At 58.3% G+C, this 17,294-nt stretch carries 12 protein-coding genes; 7 read left to right on the forward strand and 5 right to left on the reverse strand.

All coding sequences use genetic code 11. The annotated features are described in order from the left end of the window. Positions 1 to 11: 11 nt before the first annotated feature. From H035_RS0108855 to H035_RS18955, 3 genes are read right to left on the reverse strand one after another with little or no spacing between them, the layout of a single operon-like run. Positions 12 to 1,328: a replication-associated recombination protein A gene (locus tag H035_RS0108855; RefSeq protein ID WP_026596434.1), complete on the reverse strand. Its 1,317-nt coding sequence runs from the start codon at positions 1,326 to 1,328 to the stop codon at positions 12 to 14. After that, a complete protein-coding gene (gene lolA, locus H035_RS0108860) occupies positions 1,328 to 1,972 on the reverse strand; it encodes an outer membrane lipoprotein chaperone LolA (RefSeq protein WP_022948631.1) in 645 nt (214 codons plus the stop codon). Before lolA ends, H035_RS0108855 begins: the two co-directional genes overlap by 1 nt. Next, a complete protein-coding gene (locus H035_RS18955) occupies positions 1,973 to 4,381 on the reverse strand; it encodes a DNA translocase FtsK (RefSeq protein ID WP_022948632.1) in 2,409 nt (802 codons plus the stop codon). It abuts the gene before it with no gap. 185 nt (positions 4,382 to 4,566) lie between these two features. Here H035_RS18955 and trxB point away from each other — a divergent pair, with 185 nt between their 5' ends. The 4 genes from trxB to H035_RS0108885 all read left to right on the forward strand — a co-directional run bounded on the left by trxB (position 4,567) and on the right by H035_RS0108885 (position 8,306). Beyond that, positions 4,567 to 5,520, forward strand: a complete 954-nt coding sequence (gene trxB / locus H035_RS0108870) for a thioredoxin-disulfide reductase (protein WP_022948633.1) — start codon at positions 4,567 to 4,569, stop codon at positions 5,518 to 5,520. 16 nt (positions 5,521 to 5,536) lie between these two features. Next, positions 5,537 to 6,223 carry a leucyl/phenylalanyl-tRNA--protein transferase gene (gene aat, locus H035_RS0108875; RefSeq protein WP_022948634.1) on the forward strand — a complete coding sequence of 229 codons (687 nt, stop codon included), beginning with the start codon at positions 5,537 to 5,539 and terminating at the stop codon, positions 6,221 to 6,223. Beyond that, on the forward strand, positions 6,211 to 6,921 hold the full coding sequence (locus H035_RS0108880) for an arginyltransferase (protein ID WP_026596436.1): 711 nt from the start codon (positions 6,211 to 6,213) through the stop codon (positions 6,919 to 6,921). The genes aat and H035_RS0108880 overlap by 13 nt, the downstream gene beginning before the upstream one ends. 122 nt (positions 6,922 to 7,043) lie before the next feature. Further along, positions 7,044 to 8,306: a 6-phosphofructokinase gene (locus H035_RS0108885; RefSeq protein ID WP_022948636.1), complete on the forward strand. Its 1,263-nt coding sequence runs from the start codon at positions 7,044 to 7,046 to the stop codon at positions 8,304 to 8,306. A gap of 55 nt (positions 8,307 to 8,361) precedes the next feature. Here H035_RS0108885 and H035_RS18960 read toward each other — a convergent pair whose 3' ends face one another. Continuing rightward, positions 8,362 to 9,822 carry a dynamin family protein gene (locus H035_RS18960; protein ID WP_022948637.1) on the reverse strand — a complete coding sequence of 487 codons (1,461 nt, stop codon included), beginning with the start codon at positions 9,820 to 9,822 and terminating at the stop codon, positions 8,362 to 8,364. Positions 9,823 to 10,008: 186 nt separating this feature from the next. Here H035_RS18960 and H035_RS0108895 point away from each other — a divergent pair, with 186 nt between their 5' ends. Further along, on the forward strand, positions 10,009 to 10,917 hold the full coding sequence (locus tag H035_RS0108895) for a cation diffusion facilitator family transporter (protein ID WP_022948638.1): 909 nt from the start codon (positions 10,009 to 10,011) through the stop codon (positions 10,915 to 10,917). Positions 10,918 to 10,984: 67 nt separating this feature from the next. Continuing rightward, positions 10,985 to 14,617 (forward strand): hydantoinase B/oxoprolinase family protein, encoded by a 3,633-nt coding sequence (locus H035_RS0108900; RefSeq protein ID WP_022948639.1) that lies wholly within the window; start codon positions 10,985 to 10,987, stop codon positions 14,615 to 14,617. Here H035_RS0108900 and trhP read toward each other — a convergent pair. Beyond that, positions 14,612 to 15,880: a prephenate-dependent tRNA uridine(34) hydroxylase TrhP gene (trhP, locus tag H035_RS0108905; RefSeq protein WP_022948640.1), complete on the reverse strand. Its 1,269-nt coding sequence runs from the start codon at positions 15,878 to 15,880 to the stop codon at positions 14,612 to 14,614. The genes H035_RS0108900 and trhP overlap by 6 nt on opposite strands. A 486-nt stretch (positions 15,881 to 16,366) precedes the next feature. Between trhP and cysM the strand changes: the two genes are divergently transcribed. Then, on the forward strand, positions 16,367 to 17,278 hold the full coding sequence (gene cysM / locus H035_RS0108910) for a cysteine synthase CysM (protein WP_022948641.1): 912 nt from the start codon (positions 16,367 to 16,369) through the stop codon (positions 17,276 to 17,278). Positions 17,279 to 17,294 lie beyond the last annotated feature (16 nt).

The following is a 17,294-nucleotide window of genomic DNA, read 5'->3' on the forward strand; positions in this document are numbered from 1 at the left end:
ATGTCAACGGACTAGGATTTTCCCGTTTTTTGGGCATCGTCCAGGGCTTTCAAGCGCTTGAGCTTTTCGGCGATTTTAATCTCCAGCCCCCGGCCGACCGGATGATAGTAGGGTTTCGGATTTAGACCATCCGGAAAGTAATTTTCACCTGCGGCATAGCCTTCCGGTTCGTCGTGCGCATAGCGATAGCACTTGCCGTAACCCAGTTCGCGCATCAGTTTGGTGGGCGCGTTACGGAGATGGATCGGAACCTCTACGCTGCCGGTGGCGGCGGCATCGCGCTGCGCCGCCTGAAAAGCCCGATAAACGGCATTGCTCTTGGGAGCGCATGCCATATATGCTGCCGCTTGCGCCAAAGCCAACTCGCCTTCCGGACTTCCCAGGCGCTCCTGGGATTCCCAGGCGTCCAGGGATAATTGAAGGGCGCGGGGATCGGCGTTGCCGATGTCCTCGGAAGCGATCCGCACCAAACGGCGGGCGATGTAAAGCGGATCGCAACCGCCGTCGAGCATTCGGCACAGCCAATACAAGGAGGCATCCGGGGCGCTGCCTCGAATCGACTTGTGCAAGGCCGAAATCTGGTCGTAGAAGGCATCTCCTTGCTTGTCGAAGCGGCGCACGCTACCTCCGGCCAGCATATCTTTGGCCAACTCTTCCGAGATCACCGCCCGATTCTTATCGTCACGGGCCAAGTCCACGGCGATCTCCAAAAAATTCAGCAAGCGCCGGGCGTCTCCGTCAGCCGCATCGATAAACCAGCGGCGAATATTTTCCGGTATTTCAACCGTAAGCTCGCCAAATCCTTCCGGCGTCTCCAAAGCGCGCTCGATCAGTTGCTGCAAATCTTCCGTTTGGAGCGTTTTGAGGACGTAAACCCGAGCCCGGGACAACAAGGCGTTATTGAGCGCGAAGGAAGGATTTTCGGTGGTCGCGCCGATGAAATAAATCGTCCCCTCCTCGATGTGAGGGAGAAACGCGTCCTGTTGAGATTTATTGAAACGGTGGACTTCGTCCACGAACAAAATGGTTCGTCGCTCTTGAGCGAGCAAATCTTTCGCCGCTTCAATGGCGGATCGTATTTCTTTGATGTTGGATAGAACCGCAGATAACGGTATAAATTCAGCATTCGCCACTTCCGCGATCATGCGCGCCAAGGTCGTCTTCCCGGTGCCCGGCGGCCCCCATAAAATCATGGAATGGAGGCGGCCGTTGTCCACCGCTTCGAACAGCGGCCGTCCGGGGGCCAGCAAATGACGTTGGCCGACGAAGTCCGCCAAACGACGAGGCCGCAAACGGTCGGCCAGGGGTCGGAACATATCAGTCGCCATCAGCCTTCGAACACATCCACGCCGGGGGGCGGAGAAAATCGGAACAGCTTGTCTTGCAGAGGCGGGTTGAGACGCACATCTTCAAACTGAATCCGGGTGAGTTGGCCGAAATTATCCGCCAGTTCCATCGAACTCAGCACCCCTTGACGCAGCTCCACTCGAAGTCGCCGAAAGACATCGGCCTCGTCCTTGGGGCGCAGCTCGACCCACGCGGTTTCACCACGTCGCCCCTGCTCGGAGACGATAAAGCGCTGTTCCAAATCCAGTTCTCCGCTCAGCAACAAAGCCGGTGCCGACCCCAAGGCGGCGCCAATGGTTTTGACCGTCACCTGCTCCAGATCCGGATCGTAAAACCAGACTTTCACCCCATCGGCCACCACCTCCTGCCGGTAGGGGGTTTCGTAAGTCCAGCGAAACTTGCCGGGGCGTTTCAGATAAAAACGTCCCCGGTTGGATTGGGTCACCTGACCGCGCTCGTCGATCACCTGTTGCTCGAAATCCGCGGACAACGTGGTCACCGAGGCCAAAAAGCGCTCCAATTCCCCCGCCGCCGAAGGCGCGCCTACCGCGGCCAGGGACCAGCAAGCCCACAGCGCGAACCAAAACCGCCCATCGATGGGCAAAACCGTTCGAAAAAAAGCCATTCAATCCTCCACCGGCGGGGGGGCCAAAACCGTTCGTGAACCATTTCCCTCGGCTTCGCTGACCACGCCCGCGCTTTCCATATCCTCGACGATGCGTGCGGCGCGGTTGTAGCCGATCTTGAATTTGCGTTGCACGCTGGAGATGGATACCCGTCGGGTCTCGGTCACGAAGCGGACCGCGTCGTCGTATAGAGCGTCGGTTTCGCCGTCCGGTTCCCCTCCCCCGCCGGATTCGCTTTCGTCCTGGAAACGGGTGATTTCTTCGATGTATTGGGGCCGGCCGGTTTGCTTCAGATAGTCCACCACCTCCAATACCTCGTGGTCGTCCACGAAAGCGCCATGGGCCCGCTGCGGAAATCCGGTGCCCGGCGGCAGGTATAGCATGTCGCCGCTGCCGAGCAGGCTTTCCGCGCCGCCCTGATCGAGAATGGTGCGCGAATCCACCTTGGAGGATACCTGAAACGCGATCCGGGTCGGCACATTGGCTTTGATCAGGCCGGTCAACACGTCCACCGACGGACGCTGGGTGGCAAGGATCAAATGCACCCCCGCGGCCCGAGCTTTCTGGGCCAGGCGGGCGATCAGCTCCTCCACCTTCTTGCCCACGATCATCATCATGTCCGCCAGCTCGTCGATCACTACCACGATCACCGGCAAGGGCTCCAGAATCGGCCAACTGCCCCCCTCCTCCATGTCGCTGGCGCGGAAGAAGGGATCCTTGATCGGTTCGCCCTGTTCGATGGCCTCCTGCACCTTGCGGTTGTAGCCGGCCAAGTTGCGAACTTTCAAGGCGGACATCAAGCGGTAGCGGCGGTCCATCTCCGCCACGCACCAACGCAGCGCCGATGCCGCCTCTTTCATATCGGTAACCACCGGGCTCAAAAGGTGGGGAATGCCCTCGTAGACCGACAGCTCCAACATTTTGGGATCGATCATGATCATCCGGACCTGTTCCGGCCCGGCTTTGTACACCATGCTCAAGATCATGGCATTGATCGCCACCGACTTGCCCGATCCGGTGGTCCCGGCCACCAGCAGATGAGGCATCTTGGCCAGGTCCGCCACCACCGGACGGCCGGAGATATCCTTGCCCAAGACCAGGGTCACGGAAGACTTGGCCTGTTGATACTCGCGACTGGTGAGGATTTCGCGCAGATAAACCGTCTCGCGCTGCAAGTTGGGGATCTCCAGCCCCACATTGGATTTGCCCGGAATCACCTCCACCACCCGTACACTGGGGACCGACAGGGAGCGCGCCAAATCGGTGGCCAGATTGCTGATCCGGCTACCCTTGATGCCGGGGCCGGGCTTGATTTCGAACCGCGTGATCACCGGCCCCGGATGCACCTCTTTCACCTCCACCGGAACGCCGAAATCCGCCAACACCGACTCCACGTGACGGGACATGGAGGCCAACTCCTCCTCGGAATAGCCTTGGCCGTGCGGATCGCCTTCATCCAGAAGCTCCAGCGGCGGCAGCACCGTTACGACATTCTCCGGTCGAGTCGAGGACCGTTCCGGTGTCTTCTTCGTATCCGCCCGCTTGCGGATCACGGGTTTGACGGCCGGTTCTTCCGAAGCCGGTTTGGGTTCGGGCTCCGGCTCGGGAATATTCGGTTTTGGAATCTTCGCTTCGGCAGGCTCGGGGACCGCCGTTTTAGGCTTCGGTTCGGGTTCAGGCGCTACCTCCGGCAAAGGTTCCTCCGGCTCCTCCGGCAAGGCCACTTTGGGGGCACGCCTAACTTTTCGTTCCACTCGCGGTTGCGGCGCCTCTTTTTCCCCGGCCGGTGCCCTCTTTTCGGGTGCTGAGGTCCTTCGCTCCCGGACCCATTGCCAGCCCTTCGAGACGACGAAACCCCACCCCTCCAGCACATACTTGCCGATGGTTTCCATCAGGCTGAGCCAGGACATGCCCGTGAACAATGTCACGCCGGCCAAAAACACCACCAATAGCGCCAAGGTCGCACCCAGCACGCCGAAACGCCCCAACAGCCATTCCCCGATCTCGGCGCCCACGATCCCGCCGGGGGTCTCGGGGAGATCCAACGGCGCTCGAATAAAATGGATATAGGCCAAGCCGGACCCGGCCATCGCGGTGACGAAAAAGCCGGCCCAGCGCAAGGCCAGGACGCCCCAATTGATTGTCACTCGATTCCAATACACCAAAACGGCATGCCAGACGATCATCACGGGGATCAAGAACGCCATCATCCCCAGCAGCGAGAGCCCGAAATCCGCCAGCCAAGCCCCCACCAAACCGCCGGCATTGGCCAGAGGACGACCGGTACCGCTATGCCGCCAACCGGGATCCTCCAAATCGAAAGTCGACAGGGACAAGAACAGATACAGGCTCAGGGCCAAATAGCAAAATAATCCTATCTCGCGGAGGCCGTGAACGACCCGCTCCATGGTCTGGTCTAAGAAAGCTTTTTTAGTCTGGGACAAAGCGAATTACTTATGCAGGCTAATGAAATCAACCATTGTTGATGAAACCGGCGGGAATGGCAACCCGGCTTTACCTAAGCTGGATGGAACGCGATACTATTAGCATAGCACTCGATCTCTTCAATCCCACTATCGGAGGAAACCCATTCATGACCGACCCTAAGCACTGCCGCTTGCTGATTCTTGGATCCGGACCGGCCGGTTATACTGCCGCCGTCTATGCCGCCCGCGCCAATCTCAGCCCGGTCCTGATCACCGGTATCGAACAAGGAGGTCAGTTGATGACCACCACCGACGTGGAAAACTGGCCCGGCGACCCGGAAGGGGTTCAGGGACCCGAGCTGATGGAACGTATGCGCCGCCACGGGGAAAACTTCAATACGGAGATCGTCTTCGATCACATTAATGCCGTCGACCTCTCCCAACGCCCCTTCACTCTGAACGGCGACGCCGGTTCCTACACCTGCGATGCGTTGATCGTCGCCACCGGCTCTTCGGCCAGGTATCTGGGATTGGATTCGGAAGAAAAATACAAGGGCCGCGGTGTCTCCGCGTGCGCCACCTGCGACGGTTTCTTTTACAAGGAACAGCCGGTGGTGGTGGTCGGCGGCGGCAACACCGCGGTGGAGGAAGCAATCTATCTCTCCAACATTTGCTCCCACGTCACCTTGATTCATCGGCGGAACAAGCTGCGGGCGGAAAAAATTCTGGTCGATCGCCTAATGAAACGGGTCGACGAAGGCAAAATCAGCATCGAATGGGATCACGTCGTGAATGAGATTCTGGGGGACGATCAAGGGGCCAACGGGGTCCGCATCAAAAATGTCCACGACGAGTCCGACAAGGAAATTCAGGTATCCGGGATCTTCATCGCCATCGGGCATACCCCCAACACCAAGATTTTCGAAGGCCAATTGGAATTGGACCATGGCTACATCAAGGTCAAGGGCAACGGCGACAACCAGGGAAACGCCACCGCCACCAGCGTGCCCGGGGTTTTCGCCGCCGGCGACGTGGCCGATCCGGTCTACCGCCAGGCGGTCACCTCCGCCGGCACCGGCTGCATGGCGGCGCTGGACGCGGAAAGATTCCTGGAAGCATAGCGAGATCCATTAGGGCATGTTGACCCTGCTCGACCCCGCCGATCCGGCCTCGTTCCCGCCGGTGGATCAAGCGCTCACCGAACCCGACGGTCTCCTGGCCGTCGGTGGGGATCTTTCGTCGAATCGGCTTCTCAACGCTTACCGGCATGGCATATTCCCCTGGTACAACCACGGCGAACCCATCCTCTGGTGGTCGCCCGACCCCCGCCTGGTATTGTTTCCCGAGCGACTGAAAGTCAGCCGAAGTCTGCGCAAGACTTTGAAGAAAAAAGACTATACAGTCACCCTCGATCGAGCGTTTTCCCATGTGGTCGATGCTTGCGCCGCCCCGCGAAAACGGGAAAAGGGAACCTGGATCATACCGGAGATGAAATACGCGTATATACGCCTTTACCAACAAGGCTACGCGCACTCCGTCGAGAGCTGGTACCAGGAACAACTGGTCGGCGGTCTATACGGCGTCGCCATCGGGAAGGTATTCTATGGAGAATCCATGTTCCACCGCCGAACGGATGCTTCCAAAGTGGCTTTCGTTACTCTGGTGAAATTATTGCAGAGCTGGGGTTACGGTTTGATCGACTGCCAGGTACGAACCAACCATTTGGTCAGCCTGGGCGCCGAGGAGATTCCCCGGCGCAGGTTCGTCCGCCTACTTGACGATTTATGCCCGACGCCGTGCGCAGAAACAGCTTGGCGGAATTAAACGCGCTGGAACTGTATCTGAGCGCCCCTCACCCGTGTGCGTACCTGCCCGGGAAAACCGCCCAGATGATTTTCCTGCCGCCGGATATTCCCTTGTCCATGCCCACCTACAACCGGTTGGTGGGGGAAGGCTTCCGGCGCAGCGGGGACTTGGTCTACCGCCCCCGCTGCCCCGGCTGCAGCGCGTGCGTTCCGGTTCGAATCCCGGCTCGTCAATTCCGCCCCAACCGTAGCCAAAGACGTTGTTTCAAGCGTAATCAGGATCTGGAAGTGATCGCCAGAGCCCCCGAATTTCACCCGGATCACTATCATCTCTATCAACGTTACCTGAAAGCCCGTCATCCGGACGGCAGCATGGCGGATGCCACCCCGGACGATTACATGGCATTTCTTACCTGTCATTGGTGCGAAACCCTGTTCTACGAATTCCGACGGCAAGGCAACCTGGTGATGGTAGCCGTGGTCGATCTTCTGGACGATGGCTTGTCTGCGGTCTACACCTTCTTCGATCCGGAATTGTCCAGACGGGGATTGGGAACCTATGCCGTGTTGTGGGAAATCGAGGCCATCAAACGCCTGGCGCTGGAATATTTATATCTGGGTTATTGGATCGAAACCTGTCCCCAGATGGCCTACAAAAGTAAATTTCAGCCACAGCAACGGTACCAAATGGGGGCCTGGCGTGCCCCCTCCCCCTAGCCTCCTCTTGACCCAGTTCGCGGCAAGGTGTTTAGTCTCTTCTTAGACGTGTCGACATTCGCAGGATGTGCCGGAGAGGACGCTCCGGCGCTCATCATGAACGCTGTATAAAGGAGAAACCGATGGCCGCAAAAAACGCTTTCTACGCTCAGTCCGGCGGCGTCACCGCCGTGATCAACGCCTCCGCCTGCGGGGTGATCGAAACCGCGCGCCGACACCCCGACCGGATCGGCAAGGTTTATGCCGGCAGAAACGGCATCGTCGGCGCCCTGACCGAAGATCTGATCGACACCTCGCGGGAATCGGAGGACGCCATCGCCGCTTTACGCCATACGCCGGGCGCGGCGTTCGGGTCGTGCCGCCACAAGCTCAAGGGGATCGAGGAAAACCGGGCCGAATACGAACGCCTGATGGAAGTATTCCGTGCCCACGATATCGGTTACTTTTTTTACAACGGCGGCGGCGATTCCGCCGACACCTGCCACAAAATCGCCCAATTGTCTGAAACGCAAGGATTTCCCATCCAGGCGATCCATATTCCCAAAACGGTGGACAACGATCTGCCTGTCACCGACAACTGCCCGGGATTCGGCTCGGCTGCGAAATACGTCGCCCTGTCCACTTTGGAAGCCAGTCTGGACGTAGCTTCCATGTGCGCCACCTCCACCAAGGTATTCGTATTCGAAGTGATGGGTAGGCATGCCGGCTGGATCGCCGCCGCCGGCGGATTGGCCTCCAGGAAAGATTGCTCTATCCCCGTGGTAATCCTGTTTCCGGAAGTGCCATTCGACCCAACGCGCTTCTTGGGCAAAGTCGAGGCGGCGGTAGCGCGCCACGGTTATTGCTCGGTGGTGGTCTCGGAAGGCGTCAAAAATCCCGACGGCAAATTCCTGGCCGACGCCGGTTATACCGACGCGTTCGGCCATACCCAACTGGGCGGTGTCGCGCCTCTGGTGGCGCGGATGATCTATCAGGAATTGCATTACCGTTGCCACTGGGCGGTGGCGGATTACCTTCAACGTTCGGCCCGCCACATTCCCTCCCGAATCGACGTGGAACAAGCTTATGCGTTAGGCCGAATGGCGGTGGAAATGGTCTTGCAAGGTAGCAACTCGCTCATGCCGACGATCGTTCGGGTTTCCGACGATCCTTATCGTTGGGAAATCGGCAGCGCACCCCTGGATCAAGTCGCCAACGTGGAAAAGAAAATGCCCCAAGCGTTCATCGGCGATGACGGTTATGGCATCACCGATACCTGCCGGCGCTATCTCCTGCCGTTAATCGAGGGGGAGGAATATCCCCCTTATAGCGAAGGATTACCCCATTACGTCCGCCTTCGAAATTCATCGGTACCGAAAAAACTGAATCAATCCTTTCACCTATAAAAAATGCCGGGGACCTTCCCCGGCATTTTTTCACTGGTACTTGCATTCGAACGGACTAACTCACGGTCTCCGCATCATAGCCTTTGCTCGGATCCACCTCGGTCACCATCTCCCTGACTTTTTCCCTTTCGGTTTCCTTACCGGAGGGATTGGTCAATTGATCGTTGAGACGCTGGATCATCACATCGGCGTGATTTTCGATTTCGTCCAGCTGCTTACCGATGCTTTCGCTCCATCCTTTGATCTTACCGGTGGCGAAGGTACGCCAATTAGCGCACTTATTGAATCCGCGCACCAGGTTGAAGCGCAGCTTCATGCTTTTCTGGCGCTTGGACAGTCGACGCCGATAGGCGGATTTGAAGATGCCTGAAAAAATCATGTGGAAGATTGCCAGAATGCCCAAGGCGGCAAAGGCGGCAACCGCATCGATGAGAGGAGAAAGCCAGAACCCGGTGATGATCCCGGCGAAGACCGCCCCGCCGATCAACGCCGCCAAAAGCAGCATATCCAGCCGCAAAGTCCAGGCCCGCCAACCCGAAAGAGCTTTGAGTAGCTCCGGAATCGCCTGATCCTTGAGCTCCTTGGTGGTGGTATCCAGTGTGTTCAAAATGCGGTAGGCACGTTTGACTTCCACCTCTTGCATGCGCCGATGAATATCGGCCAAATCCCGTTCCCGCCTCGCTTCCAGGCGCTTTTGCACATATTCGTTACCCGCCTTCAGCTCGACTTCCGGCGAGAAAATCGTGTAGAACTGAGTGACGTTCAATCCCTTCTCGGTCATCGCGCTTTTCCAGGCCGCCACCACTTCCGCCAGACTGTCTTCCCGGGCGGTGACGTCGATCTGGTTGAGTACGTAGATGAATTTTTCCGAATCATACCGGTCGGCGGTGGTCTTGACCAAGTACTCCAAGGTATCCCGCATCGCGCCCGGTTCCGGCCGGCGGGCATCGAAAAAGATCAACACCAGATCGGAAATATCGATGATATGCTTGGTGATGCGCAAGGTCGTGGCGCGGCGGGTATCGGCATCGAAACCCGGAGAGTCGATCAGAATCTTGCCCTTGAGATTTTCGCTGTTGCACGTTTTGAGCTGAAGATAGGCATTGATCCGCTTACCTTCCCCCGCCATGGCATCCTCGATGTCATGGCTGATCTGATAGAAGGGGAATCTGGGATCGACGTCCAATGCCAAGCCGGGTAAGGTTTTCACTTCCGGATCATGACTGTAGGACAAAACGGTAAATTTATCGTCCACCGCCTGGACACCGGAGAGTTGAATCTTGCGGCCCAAAAAATCGTTGATGAAGGTGGACTTGCCGGCGGAGAACAAGCCCAGAACGGAAATCAGCGGCCACCAGGGTATCTGCCGAGCCGTGGATTGATCCGGTTTGATGAACCCCAAATCGTGGGCCACCTTATCGATGGTTTGGAAATTCCTCGCCACATCCACCAATAGGGGGTTTTCCTCGGAGAGGTGTTTTTCCAGATTTTGTACGTAGATTTCACTTGCCTGCATAATGAGAGAGATCCTACTCGGTCAATTTCCATGCACGCGGCGGTGGATCGAAGACCCTTCCACCCCCTTTGAAACATAGGTTCGATTTTAGGTCAATAAACCCGAAAAAAGCAAAAAATTAACTGATTACTCAAGAATTTTCGTAGCTTTCGAAAAATACAAAAAATTCAAACCAAATGGTCTGATATGAACGAATCCAATCACAGCCTGCGGGCGATTTTATATGCATTCCTGGCGAATTTGGGAATATTCCTGGCCAAAAGTTGGGCGGCCTTTTTTACCGGTTCCGGCAGTATGCTCGCCGAAGCCATCCACTCCCTCGCCGACTGCGGCAACCAGGCGCTGCTTTATCTGGGTCTCCGGCAGTCGCAGCGCCCGCCGGATTCGGAGCATCCCCTCGGTTACGGAAAACTCAGCTATTTCTGGAGCTTCATCGTGGCGCTCCTCTTATTCAGCATGGGGGGCTTGTTCTCCATCTACGAAGGATGGCACAAATTAGAGACCCATGAAGGGTTGCATCAGCCCTGGATCGGGCTTTTGGTATTGGCTTTGGGGGTCATCCTGGAATCTCTCAGCCTGCGAGGCTGCCTGCGGGAAATCGATCGATTGCGAGAAGAAAAACCGCTATGGGAGTGGCTCAAAGACACCCGCAATGCCGAACTGGTGGTGATTCTGGGAGAAGACACCGCCGCCCTATTGGGATTGACCTTGGCATTTCTCGGCTTGGGAGCGGCCACCGTCACCGGCAATCCGATCTATGACGCCTCCGGCTCCATTGCCATCGGCGCGGTCCTGGTACTGGTTTCCCTGTTCGTGGCCTGGCACATCAAAAAACTCATCGTGGGCCGTTCGGCGGAACCGGAAATGGTTCAAGTGATCGATCAAGTGATCCGCGATGATCCCAACATCGTGCAATTATTCAACTTGATCACCATACAGTTCGGCCCGGATATCATGGTTGCCGCGAAAATTCGCCTTCAACCCGATTTACCCATGCGTTCCGGAGTGCGAAGCATCAATTGCCTGGAGCAAAAAATCAAGGAAACGGTCCCTACGGTCAAATGGTGTTTTGTGGAACCGGATTGTACGGATTAGGAATGGGTCGATATTTGCCGGGGATATATTGTTTAATTTTGATTGTTAAATAAAGATAACGGTATAAATGAAAACAACCAATCGCTGGCGGTTCTGGATCGACCGCGGAGGCACCTTCACCGACATCGTCGCCAAACGCCCCGACGGGACGCTCATTACCCATAAGCTTTTATCGAGCAATCCGCAGCGCTATTCGGATGCGGTATTGCAAGGCATCCGCGATCTTCTGGAACTCCCCGCCGATCTTCCGATCCCGGTAGAACCCATCGAAGAAATCCGTATGGGCACAACCGTCGGCACCAATGCGCTTTTGGAGCGCACCGGTGAACGCACCGCCCTGGTCATCACCGAGGGATTCGGCGATGCGCTTGCCATCGCCTACCAGAATCGCCCCGATATCTTCGATCTCGAGATTCGCAAACCCGAAGCCCTCTATGAACGGGTCATCGAGGTCCGGGAACGGATCGATGCCCGAGGCGATGTGCTGACCACGCTGGATCTGGATGCCGCCCGCCGCGCCCTGAAAGCCGCCTTCGACGACGGTATTCGCGCCTTGGCCATCGTGCTCATGCACGCCTATCGCAATCCCTCCCACGAAGATGCGCTGGCCGCCCTGGCCAGGGAAATCGGTTTTCCCCAGATTTCCGTCTCCCACACGGTCAGCCCGTTGATTCGGTTGGTGGCACGCGGCGACACCACGGTGCTGGATGCCTACTTGTCACCCCCGCTGCACCGCTATACCGAACACATCGCCGCCGGATTCGAGGGGCCGGTGCAACTTTGGCTGATGCAGTCTCAAGGGGGGCTGGTGAAAGCCCATCGCTTTCAAGGCAAGGACAGTATCGTATCGGGGCCCGCCGGCGGTTTGATCGCCGCCGCAACCCTCTGCCGCCAGGCCGGTTTCGAGCGCATCATTACTTTCGATATGGGGGGCACCTCCACCGATGTGGCCCACTACGGCGGAGAACTGGAACGCACGCACGAGACCGAAATCGCGGGGGTGCGCCTGCAGACCCCTCAACTGCATATTCACACGGTCGCCGCCGGGGGCGGCTCCGTACTGCATTTCGACGGTCAACGCTACCGGGTGGGGCCGCAATCGGCCGGCGCCGAGCCGGGACCTTCCTGCTATCGGAGAGGCGGGCCTCTCACCGTCACCGACGCCAACCTGATGGTGGGCAAGATCCAAGCGGATTTTTTCCCCGCCGTGTTCGGCCCGACCGGGGACCAGCCCCTGGATCGAAATGCCACCGCAGCGGCCTTTGCCGAGCTGGCCCGGGAAATTCACGCCGTCACCGGAGACGATCGCCCACCCGAATCGGTCGCCGAAGGCTTCCTGGAGGTCGCGGTGGAAAACATGGCCGATGCCATCAAGCGCATCTCGGTTCAGCGCGGTCATGATTTGGCCCGTTACGCCCTGAGCTGCTTCGGCGCCGCCGGCGGCCAGCACGCCTGCAAAGTGGCGGAAAAACTCGGCATCCGGCGGGTATTCCTGCATCCCTTCGCCGGCGTATTGTCCGCTTACGGCATGGGCCTGGCCGACTTCCGCCGCATCTATCAACATACTCTAGGCGTGCCCTTGGCCGATGCCGATGCCGCTTCCCTCGAAACACACTTTGCCGAACTGGAGAAAAAGGGCCGGACCGACTTGACGAGCCAAGGCATTCCTGCCGATCGAATCGAAATCTCGCGCCGCCTCCATCTGCGTTACGCCGGCAACGACACCACCTTGGCGATTCCCTTTTCCGACCCCACCGGCATGACCCGGGCTTTCGAGACGAAGCACCGGAAGCGCTTCGGTTTCGTCTATTCGGAAAAACCCTTGATCGCCGAGTTTTTAACGATAGAAGCGATCGGCCGCAGCGAAAAGACGGTCGACCCGATCGTTCCGCCATCCGCCGAACCGCCCCGCCCCACCACTTTCCGCGATCTTTACAGCGGCGGCGATTGGCATCGGGCACCCCTATATCGGCGCCACGACTTGAGACCCGGACAGATCATTCCCGGTCCGTCCTTGATGATCGAACCGACCGCCACCACCGTCATCGAACCCGGTTGGGAAGGGGAGATCAACGAGCGCAATCAGCTGATCCTCCACCACCGCGACGAGAATCAAGTTCCGGCGCAAGACAAGTTGATCGAAGGTATGATTGACGAGGCCCAAGCCGATCCGGTACGCCTGGAAATCTTCAACAAGCAATTCATGGCAGTGGCCGAACAAATGGGCTATACCCTCCAGAACACCGCCCATTCGGTCAACATCAAGGAACGCCTGGACTTTTCCTGCGCCCTGTTCGATCCCCACGGCCATCTGGTGGCCAACGCCCCCCACATTCCCGTCCATCTGGGCTCCATGGGAGAATGCGTCCAGTCGCTGTTGAAGCGGGAATCCTTGCGCCCCGGCGAGGTTTGGCTGACCAACTCCCCCTACCATGGCGGGACCCATCTGCCGGATATCACCGTGGTCACACCGGTATTCGAGCGAACGGGACAGACCCTGCTGTTTTTGGTGGCTTCTCGCGGTCACCACGGCGATGTGGGCGGAAAAACCCCCGGTTCCATGCCCTCCGACAGCCGGAAAATCGAAGATGAAGGGCTCTGGAGCGCAGGCTTCAAGATCGTCGATCACGGCCGTTTTTTGGAGGAGGCAATCCGCCGCTGGCTTGCTTCCGGTCCCTGGCCGGCGCGCAACCCCGATCGGAACCTGGCCGACCTTCAGGCCCAGATCGCCGCCAACGAGCGCGGCGTGCAAGGATTGCGGAAGATGATCGATGATTGGGGGCTGACCACTGTCCAGGCCTATATGAACCATATTCAGCTCAGCGCCGGCGAAGCGGTGCGCAAGGTCTTAACCACCCTTCCCAAGCAAGGGCGCTTCCGCTACCGGCTGGATACGGGGGCGGAAATCGTGGTCAACATCTGCGTGGACCGGTCCCAACAGCGCGCCCGAATCGATTTCACCGGCACCTCCCCCCAGCAGACGGATAATTTCAACGCCCCGGAAGCGGTGTGCAAAGCGGCGGTGTTGTATGTTTTCCGCACGCTGGTCGCCGACGACATCCCCCTCAATGCCGGCTGCCTGGCCCCCTTGGAAATCTTCCTCCCCAAGGGTTGTTTTCTCAACCCGAGCTATCCCGCCGCGGTGGTCGCCGGCAATGTGGAAACGTCTCAATACATCGTGGATACGCTTTACAGCGCCCTGAAAGTCATGGCCGCCTCCCAAGGCACCATGAACAATTTCACCTTCGGCAACGCCCGCCATCAATACTATGAAACTTTGTGCGGCGGAGGCGGGGCGGGACCCGATTTCGACGGCGCCGATGCGGTCCACACCCACATGACCAACTCCCGCCTCACCGATCCGGAAATCCTGGAATCCCGCTTTCCGGTGCGGGTGGAAAGCTTCTCCATTCGCCGAGACAGCGGGGGAAAGGGCCATCACCGGGGAGGAAACGGTATCCGGCGGGCAATCCGCTTCCTGGAACCGATGACCTGCGCCCTGCTTTCCAGTCACCGGCGCTACCCGCCCTTCGGGATGGCGGGCGGCGGTCCCGGCGCATTGGGACGCAATCTTATCCTCCGTGCCGACGGAAAAACCGAAAAGCTCGCCGGCTGTGCCCGGATTCAGGTCGATGCCGACGATGTGCTGGTCATCGAGACCCCCGGCGGCGGCGGCTACGGCAACGGCGACCGGTCATAGATAACGCGCCACCAAATCGTACTCGCCGGCGTCCGTCGCCGGCACCCTGACCCGCCACCCTCCGCCGGGCGCCTCGTCCAGGGGGTTGCCGTTCAGGTCTTCCAAATAATCCACGACTTGATCCCGGTTTCCCCGGGGGGAAACCCATTCGATCCGGTCGCCTCGGCGCAGTTTGTTCTTGATCAGGATTTGGACCATGCCATGCTCCGGATCGCAATGTTCCACTTCGCCCACGAACTGCTGGCGGTGGCTGCGCGAGGCGCCTTGCAGATAATTCTGGTATTCGTGGCTGTGATGGCGCTTATAGAAACCGTCCGTGTAGCCGCGGTTGGCCAGGTTTTCCAACACGCCCACCAAGCGGGGATCGAACGGCCGTCCGGCCAGGGCATCGTCGATCGCCCGCCGATACACTTGGGCGGTCCGGGCCACATAGTAATGGGACTTGGTCCGTCCTTCGATCTTGAGACAGTCGATGCCGAGTTCCACCAACCGCTGAACGTGCTCCACCGCCCGGAGATCCTTGGAGTTCATGATGTAAGTCCCGTGTTCGTCCTCCTGGATCGGCATCGATTCGCCGGGGCGAGCAGGATCCTCCAGCAAATAGTCCTCCTCGCCGGCCGGATGTCGTTCCACCCCGCCCGCCTGGGCCGGCTGGACTTTGTACTCCCAGCGGCAGGCGTTGGTGCACGTCCCTTGATTGGGATCGCGGTGATTGAAGTACCCGGACAAAAGACAGCGCCCGGAATAGGCGATGCACAAAGCGCCGTGGACGAACACTTCCAATTCCATGTCGGGACACGCCTGACGGATTTCGGCGATTTCGGTCAGGGACAACTCCCGCGACAGAATCACCCGTTCGATCCCCAGCTGCTGCCAAAAACGGACCGCGGCGTGGTTCATGGTATTGGCCTGCACCGAGAGATGAATGGGCATTTCGGGCCACTTTTCCCGAATCAGCAAAATCAATCCGGGATCGGCCATGATCAAGGCATCCGGCCCCATGGGGATAATCGATTCGAAATCCTTGAGGAAGGTTTTGAGCTTGCTGTTATGGGGCAGCACGTTGGCCGCCAAATAAAACTTCTTGCCCCGGGCGTGGGCCGTCTCGATACCGACCTGCAAATGATTCAGGTCGAACTCGTTGTTTCGCACCCGCAGGCTATAGCGGGGAAGGCCTGCATACACGGCATCGGCGCCGTAAGCAAAAGCGTAATGGAGGTGTTTGAGGGTACCGGCGGGGGAAAGGAGTTCTATGGACGACATGGACTCGGTTCTCAATTGGCGTAAACGAAAACATAGGATTGAAGTTGGGTATTATACGCTTCTTCCAAACCGGAAACGTTGCTAAGTCATACCGATTTCGAACATGCCCTTGTAAGCCGGTGAGAACGCTCCGGAATCGGAAGTGACGTCCTTTCTCCCGCTGGCGAGGATGTCGAAACAGCATGAGTCCCTTCTCCCTCCTGGAGGGAGAAGGTTGGGAAGAGGGTGGATCTAATTGAAATAAAAGACATTTTTGATTTAAACCACCCTCACCCCAACCCTCTCCCGCCAGCGGGAGAGGGCGCTGTTGCGACACTTTCGCCAACGGGAAAGAAAGATAATGGCATTTGCGATCACCCTGATCCTCACATGAGTTTTGAAACAGACTCTAAGCCATAAAGGAGGTCACTTCCGGGCATAAGCACGCTAGCAATAGCGCCGATGCTATAATCGACGGCAATCTGAAGATCCAATCATGCTTGCATTATGACCCATACAATCGATCCCACCCCTTTCCCCACCATCGAAGCTTGCGTCGGGAACACTCCCCTGGTCCATCTTCAGCGCCTGCCCGGCGATACCCGCAACGTGATTCTGGCCAAGCTGGAAGGCAACAACCCGGCCGGTTCGGTCAAGGACCGTCCCGCCCTGAGCATGATCCAACACGCCCAGGAGCGCGGCGAGATCAAGCCCGGCGACCGCTTGATCGAGGCCACCAGCGGTAATACCGGCATCGCGTTGGCCATGGTGGCGACGATCAAGGGCTATCGTATGACTCTGATCATGCCCGAAAACATGAGCGTGGAACGACGCGCGGTGATGAAAGCTTTCGGGGCCGAAATCCTCTTGGTCTCCCCCGAAGGGGGCATGGAAGAGGCCCGGGACCTTGCCGACGCCATGGGTGAGCGTGGCGAAGGCAAGGTGCTCAATCAATTCGCCAATCCGGACAACCCCCAGGCCCATTACGAAGGCACCGGCCCGGAAATTTGGCGCGACACCAAAGGCACGATTACCCATTTCGTCAGTTCCATGGGCACTACCGGCACCATCATGGGCGTCTCCAAATTCTTCAAGGAAAAAAAACCGGCCATTCAAATCGTCGGCGTCCAGCCGGTCGAAGGCGCCAAGATCCCCGGCATTCGCCGCTGGCCCCCGGAATATCTGCCCAAAATCTACGAGCCTTCCCGAGTGGACCGCCAATTGGATGTGACCCAGCAGGAAGCCGAAGAGACCACCCGCCGACTCGCCGCCGAGGAAGGGATTTTCTGTGGCATTTCCTCCGGCGGCGCGGTGGCCGCCGCCTTGAGATTGAGCGCGGAAGTGGAGAATGCGGTGATCGTGACCATCGTCTGCGATCGCGGCGATCGGTATTTATCCACCGGTGTGTTTCCGGCTTGATCATCCGCGCTTGCAG

Origin of the sequence: Methylohalobius crimeensis 10Ki (assembly GCF_000421465.1) — a bacterium.
In the GTDB taxonomy this organism is placed as follows: domain Bacteria; phylum Pseudomonadota; class Gammaproteobacteria; order Methylococcales; family Methylothermaceae; genus Methylohalobius; species Methylohalobius crimeensis.